Annotated in this window: 5 protein-coding genes; 3 read left to right on the top strand and 2 right to left on the bottom strand. The window is 61.5% G+C overall.

Annotation, left to right across the window (positions count from 1 at the left end):
• Nucleotides 1–1,623: PVC-type heme-binding CxxCH protein (locus PSV43_RS16515; protein WP_300199713.1), on the top strand; the 1,623-nt coding region annotated here is incomplete at its 5' end.
• Between the two features lie 108 nt (nucleotides 1,624–1,731).
• Nucleotides 1,732–3,399, top strand: a complete 1,668-nt coding sequence (locus PSV43_RS16510) for a c-type cytochrome (protein ID WP_300199710.1) — start codon at nucleotides 1,732–1,734, stop codon at nucleotides 3,397–3,399.
• A 194-nt stretch (nucleotides 3,400–3,593) separates the two neighbouring features.
• On the opposite strand, the gene PSV43_RS16505 is transcribed toward PSV43_RS16510, so the two are convergent.
• Nucleotides 3,594–3,791 carry a hypothetical protein gene (locus PSV43_RS16505; RefSeq protein WP_300199707.1) on the bottom strand — a complete coding sequence of 66 codons (198 nt, stop codon included), beginning with the start codon at nucleotides 3,789–3,791 and terminating at the stop codon, nucleotides 3,594–3,596.
• Nucleotides 3,792–3,854: 63 nt separating this feature from the next.
• Here PSV43_RS16505 and PSV43_RS16500 point away from each other — a divergent pair, with 63 nt between their 5' ends.
• Nucleotides 3,855–5,159 (top strand): S41 family peptidase, encoded by a 1,305-nt coding sequence (locus PSV43_RS16500; RefSeq protein ID WP_300199705.1) that lies wholly within the window; start codon nucleotides 3,855–3,857, stop codon nucleotides 5,157–5,159.
• A 26-nt stretch (nucleotides 5,160–5,185) separates the two neighbouring features.
• Here PSV43_RS16500 and PSV43_RS16495 read toward each other — a convergent pair whose 3' ends face one another.
• Nucleotides 5,186–6,739, bottom strand: coding sequence for a fused MFS/spermidine synthase (locus PSV43_RS16495; RefSeq protein WP_300199702.1), 1,554 nt, complete (start codon nucleotides 6,737–6,739; stop codon nucleotides 5,186–5,188).
• Between the last annotated feature and the right edge of the window lie 19 nt (nucleotides 6,740–6,758).

The raw sequence follows: 6,758 nt of genomic DNA, 5'->3' as shown, positions 1-6,758 counted from the left end.
GTGGAAGCCTACGAATACCCCGAAGGCACGCCCCTCCCTGAAAACCAACGCCCCTTCGGTGGCGAAGCGAAGGACGACCAATACCACCCCATGCCCAAGCTGGGCGAAAAAATCCCGCGCGACCGCGTCATCATCCTCGAAGACACCAATAACGATGGCGAGGCCGACAAGCGCACCGTCTTCGTCGAAGGCCTGAACCTCGCCAGCGCCATCATCTGCGGCGACGACGGCATCTATATCGGCCAGCAGCCCCACCTCCTCCACTTCCGCGATGACAATGGCGACGACAAACCCGACGCCTGGCGCGTCGTCCTCACCGGCTTCGGCCGCGAGGACACCCACGAGCTCGTCAACAGCTTCACCTGGGGCCCCGACGGCTGGCTCTACATGACCCATGGCGTCTTCACCAACAGCAAAGTCCGCCGCCCCGGCCAGCCCGAAAACGAAGGCTTCAAATTCGACGCCGGCATCGGCCGCGCGCGCCCCACCACACGCGAAAAAGAAGGCGCATGGGAATTCGAAGTCTTCGCCGACGGCACCAGCAATCCCTGGGGCTGCGACTACGACGCCGCAGGCAACTTCTTCGTCAGCGCCTGCGTCATCGATCACTTCTTCCACATGGCCCCCGGCGGCATCTACGTCCGCCAGGGCGGCGCACCGGAGAACCCCTACGCCTATGAGCTCCTACCCAGCATCGTAAAACACAAACACTTCCGCGCCGCCTACGCCGGCATCCAGATTTATCAAGGCGGCCGCTACCCCGCCGACACCCACGGCCACGCCTTCATCGGCAACATCCATGACAACGCCATCCACGAAGAAGTCCTCACCCCCGTTGGGGCCACCTTTAAATGCGAGCCCCGCCGCGACTTCCTCCGCGCCAACAACGGCTGGTTCCGCCCCGTCAGCACCCAGACCGGCCCCGACGGCTTCCTCTGGATCATGGACTGGTGCGACAAATACCCCTGCTACCAAAACGCCAAAGCCAACCCGGAAGGCGTTGACCGCGAACGCGGCCGCATCTGGCGCGTCGTCCTCCAAGACGACAAATCCAAAAACACCCGCGAAAGAACCGACCTCAATCTCATGAAGCTCCCCACCGACGACTTGGTGGACAACCTCGAGCATTCCAACAGTTGGATGCGCCGCATGGCCCGCAGAGTCCTCATCGAAAAAAGCGATCAAGAAGACGCCGTTGCACCCGTCGCCACATTGGCCAATTCCTCCGCAAACAATGCCGCCAGCCGCATCGATGCCCTGTGGACATTGCTGCAAATCGATCGCGGTGCACGCGCCTCATCCGTTCTGGAGAATGCAGCCAAATCAAAATTCCCCTCGCTGCGCGCTTGGGCCGCTCGCCATGTTGGCGATACCGTCGCCCGCACCCCCTTTCGCGTAGGCATGAATGTCGGCATCCCCGCTTACCTCGAAAAGCTGGCGGCTGACTCCGAGCCCAGCGTACGTCTCGCGGTGGCCGTCGCCTTGCGCCAATGCAGTGCCCGCAGGCTGACGGTTGATGGCCGCAAAAACGACGGCTTCAGGCTCGCTTGGCCAAACATGTTCACTGCAATTCTGAAAAGCTCAGCCCAAAGCGCCGATGCCGTGCTCGCCCTCTCCATCTGACAGAGCTTCGAACCCGTGCTCGCTGCCAACCCCGTATTCTGGACCGACTGGCTCTCGGATTCCGCACCTAAGTTCCAGCCCCTTTCCCAGCCCTTGGTTCACAAATCCATGCGCCGTCTCTGCGACACCCGCAAGGCTGGGAACCTCACCCTCGCCGTCGAATTCTGCGACAAAATTGCCGCCCACGACATCCTCCTCGCCCACGCCCTCGACGGCCTCGTCAAAGGCCAGGAAAACGGTGTGATCAAGCCAGCCAAAGACGTCTCTGCCACTCTCACCACATGGCGCACCCACACCAACGCCGACGTCCGCAAACACGGCCAAACACTCGCCGTCCTCTGGGGCGATGACGCTGCCGTGAAAGAAATGATCGTCTCCTTGCACGACACCTCGAAGCCCGAAAAGGAACGCATCGCCATCCTGCAATCCTTGCGCAAGGTCCGCACCGACACCGTGAAGGAAGGCCTCAAACCCATCCTCACACCAAAGACCTCCACAGCCCTCGCCGTCGCCGCCATCCGCGCCGCAGCAGACCTTGGCGGCGATGACTTCATCGCCCCGCTTCTGACCTTGGCGCAAGCCTCCGGCTTGCAGTCCGGCCCGCAGGCCAGAGGCCTGCTCTACAACGCCGCCATCGAAGCCCTCAGCACCCGCACCACCTGGACCCAGGCCATGCTCACAGCCATCGCCGCAGGCAAAGTCAGCCCCACCGGCTTCCCCGTTCCCGTCCGCCGCGCCCTCGCCACCAGCAAGGACAAAGCCATCCGCGATCAAGCCTTCAAAGTCCTCGGAGCCTGGAAAGATTCCTCCGATGACGTGAAATCCCTCATCGCTCAAAAGAAGCAGGCAGCCCTCACCGGCGAACCCGACCTCGCCAACGGCAAACTCATCTTCGCCGGCACCTGCATGGTCTGCCACGAGTTCCACGGCGGCGGCCAAAAGGTCGGCCCAGACCTCATCGGCAGCGGCCGCAGCAACCTGGACGCGATCCTCGCCAACGTCATCGATCCCAACCAGATCATCGGCAACGGCTACGAAAACTTCACCGTCTCCACCAAGGACGGCCGCACCCTCGCCGGACGCGTCGTCGAAGACACCCCCACCCACGTCAAACTCCTCGGTGCCGGCGGCGCCACACAGGTCGTCCCGCGCGATCAGGTCGCCACCCTCACCAATACCAAGCAGAGCCTCATGCCCATGGGCTTCGGCAATCTCCCCGACACCGCCTTCCGCGATCTCATCTGGTACGTCCTCGCCCCACCAGAAGAAGGCCCCCTCACCAAGGAGAAAAAAGACCTCCTCATTAAAGGCGTCGAAGAACCCACCACCGCCAAACCCAAAGGTCCCAGCTCACGCGCCATCGACTGGGAAAGCGTCAGCCTCTGGAATCCCGGCTGGAAAGTCAGCGCCCCCGACTTCGAACGCACCCCCGTCAAACTCGCCGAGTACTACGGCCAGAAAAACGTGCTCCTCATGCACCCCTTCCCCGACAAAAAAACGCCCGCCAGCTTCGAGCGCAAACTCAAGATCGAACCCGGCAAAACCAACCTCACAGCCACCGTCGCCGCCGATGACCGTGGCGACTGGACCCTCAAAGCCGTGGTCAACGGCCAGGTCGTCAAAGAACTGACCGTGGACCACGAAAAACCACGCTGGAAGACTCTCGATATCGATCTCTCAAAGTTCGCCGGCCAGGAAGTCACCCTCCGCCTCGAAGCCCACGCCAACGGCTGGAGCATGGAGTTCTCCTACTGGTCCAGCATCACTTTGGAGTGATTAGTCTGTACACTGCTGAGACTCGGACAAGAGGCTCCCATCCACATCTTGAAGGCCAACGATCTTCCCATATACCGGGGCCAAACTCCAGTGAAGGCCAAAGGCCTTCCGCATCATAGCGAAGGGTTGCCGAGCCTCAGCGAGGCTACCCTGGTACAGGCCGCATCCTTCAGGGAAGCAAACCCAAAGCCCTCTTAGCACGCCGCGTCCACCAGCAGCGCCTGCCCGTCACTCCGCTCCTTCTTCAGCTTCGGCGGCTTCATTCTTGGCGGAGCCATGGCCTTCAGCTCGCCGAATTTCTCCTGTCGCAAGCGCCCGAAATCATGCAGGTTGCCACCATGCGTTGCGCCCCCGCACTCCTTTCCCTCCTGGCCGTCAGCGTGAGCCTTCACGCGGCCCCTCCGTCCCCTGCCCCGACCCCAGCGGCACCCGCGACGACTCCGGCCCCCAAGCCCGTGACAAAACCGGCTGAGGCAAAACCTGCCCCCAAAGCAGACCCTAAGTCTCCAGCAGCCCTCGCAAAACCACCGCCAGAAGACGCCTACACGCAGATCGAGATGCTCACCCGCGCCATGGAAATGGTGCGACAAAACTACGTGGATGAGTCAAAGATTTCCTATTCCGATCTCGTGGAGGGGGCACTGGAAGGCATGCTCCATCGCCTTGACCCCCATTGCGAATACATGGGCAAGTCTCTCTTCGAAGACATGCAGCGCGAGCAAAGCGACACCTCAGAAGGCATCGGCATCACCATCGCCCTGCGCCAGAACATCCTCACCATCATCACCGTCCGCGAAGACGGCCCCGCCAATGCAGCAGGCATGCTTTCCGGCGATCAACTCGTACGCATCAACGAAGTCCTCACCGATTCCGTCGGCATTGCAGAGGCCATGCAGCTCCTCAAAGGCAAAGCTGGCGATGAAGTCCGCCTCACCATACGCCGTCCCGGCACCAAGCAGTTCCTTGAATTCAAGGTGAAGCACGAAACCCTGGCCGAAACCTCCGTGCATGACCCCATGCTCCTCGCCTCAAAAATGGCGGGCGCTTACAAGATCGGCTACGCCCGCATCTCACAGTACAACCAGCCCACCCCACGTGAACTCAGCAAGGCACTCGATCTCCTCGAAAAAGAAGGCATGCAGGCCTTCGTGCTCGATCTCCGCAACAACCCCGGCGGTCTGGTGGACAGCTCTGTGGCCGTATGCGGTGAGTTCCTCCCGGAAGGCACCGTAGTCGTCACCACCGAGGGCCGCGTGGCCTCCCAAAACCCGCCCCCCTTCCGCACCCCGTCACGCAATGGCAGGGAGCCCCGCAAATATCCCATCGCCGTGCTGATCAATCAGGGCAGCGCCAGCGCCTCCGAACTGACCGCAGGCGCGCTGCAGGATTTGAAGCGCGCCATCATCGTCGGCACCACAAGCTTCGGCAAAGGCAGCGTGCAGACCATCCTTCCCATGAAAAACGGCGCGGCCATGCGCCTCACCACCGCGAAGTACTACACGCCAAGCCATCGCACCATCCACGAGGCCGGCGTCGAGCCCAACATCATCTCTGCTCTCACCTCCGAAGAGGAACTGCGCATCGCCAAATGGCGCGCCTCCCACGGCACCGGTGAAGCCGCAGCACTGGAGCTCGCCAGCCTTGGCGACAAGCAGCTCGAACGCGCCGTGGACTCCCTCAAAGGCGTTCTCGTCTTCGATGCCTTCGTCGCCCCCTCTCTCGCTCCTGCTGCGAAGCCCTTGAAGGAAAACAACCCGTAAGCCTGGGGACTCCACGCCCCCTCCCGTCATTCCAGCAAGCCTCGTGCGATGATCGCATCCACGGGATTGTAGTTGTCCGTAAAGACCACTTCAGAACGCGGCACCGTTCCAGCAGGAACCAGCGTACGAATCAGCTTTTCCTGCCACGAACCAGGCATCACGTAACGATCCTGAATGAGCGCGCGCACATTTTCGCGGGAGCATAGCAGAATGACGTTCTGCGGTTCATCCCGTCGATAGCCCACGCCAAAGACCTCCACCGAGGGAAACACCTGGCGCAGCGTGGCGACCATGCCCGCAGTCAGATCCGCCTTGCGGCCACTCACGGCCGCAATGATGTTCATCACGTACACACCCCGAGGCTCCAGATGGTCGGCCACCAGTTGAAAAAACTCTCGCGTTGCCAGGTGGGATGGAATCGCATGCCGGCCGTTATAGGCATCGCCAAAAATGAGGTCCCATTTCCGGTCCGCGAGTCGCAGAAACTGTCGCGCGTCAGCCGCATGCGCGTTCACACGCGGGTGCTCGTCCAGTTTGAAAAACTTGCGCCCCACATCGATCACCTGCGGATCAATCTCCACCACATCCACAGCCGCCTTCGGAAAATCCCGCGACACTTTCTCAGGCATGCCAAACGCCCCCGCACCAATAAAGAGCGCGCTGCTCACCTCGGCGGGCTCACGCAGCAGCGCCAGCTTCCAGTATTCCTGATACGGCAGGATGAGTTCGCCCGTGTCAGGATTGATGCCCCCCTCCTGCGTCGAATCCAGTGCCAGCAGCCGGCGCCTGTTCGGTGCCTCACCCTCCTCAAACACACTGATGTGATGATAGACTGACTCACGCTCATGGATCAATCCAATGAGCGGCGGCTTCTCAGACGTCCAGCCCACGACTCCCGCGATCAGCCCTGCAATGAGCACCTGAACCTTCGCCGCATTGCGCGCCAGAATGAACGAGGCCACGGCCAGCAGCAGCAGCACCGCACCCGCCCCCACAAAAATGCCACGCACGCCAAAGGTGGACAGCAGGAAGAAACCCGACACAAACGTGCCCACAAAGCTGCCCAGTGAGCCCAGCATGCTGATCGTTCCAGCCGCCGCACCCACATGCGTGTCCTTCTGCGTCAGGCTGTAAAAACGCACAGACGCAGGTGAAACCGCCCCCAGCAGCACACCGGGCAACGCAAACAGCACCAGCGAAATCAAGAGCGGCCCAGTGATGACTCCGAAAGCGCTCAAAGACAGGCTGAAGACCATGTGCAGCGCTGGAATAAAGAGCGTCAGCACCGCCGCGCCCCCCAGCAGCCAGCCGATCAAATCCAGCGCCGGCTTGCGATCCGCCAGATGTCCCCCCAGATATCCTCCCACACTAAAGGCCACCAAGATCACCCCGATCAGCGCCGTGGAAGTGTAGATGGTGTTGCCAAAATAAGGTGCCAGCAGCCGGAACGCACTGATTTCGACGACCATGATCGCGGCTCCCGCAAAGAAGCACACAAGGCCGAGGAACAAGCGAGTTTTGCGGGCAGAGGCATCTTCCACTTCAGAAGGCATGGGAGACTTGGCGGGAGTGCTTGGCATGGGCTTTAGGCGCGGTTGG

The sequence above is a fragment of the Prosthecobacter sp. genome (genome assembly GCF_029946185.1).
GTDB lineage: Bacteria > Verrucomicrobiota > Verrucomicrobiia > Verrucomicrobiales > Verrucomicrobiaceae > Prosthecobacter.
This window is presented reverse-complemented; position numbering and strand designations above follow the sequence as displayed.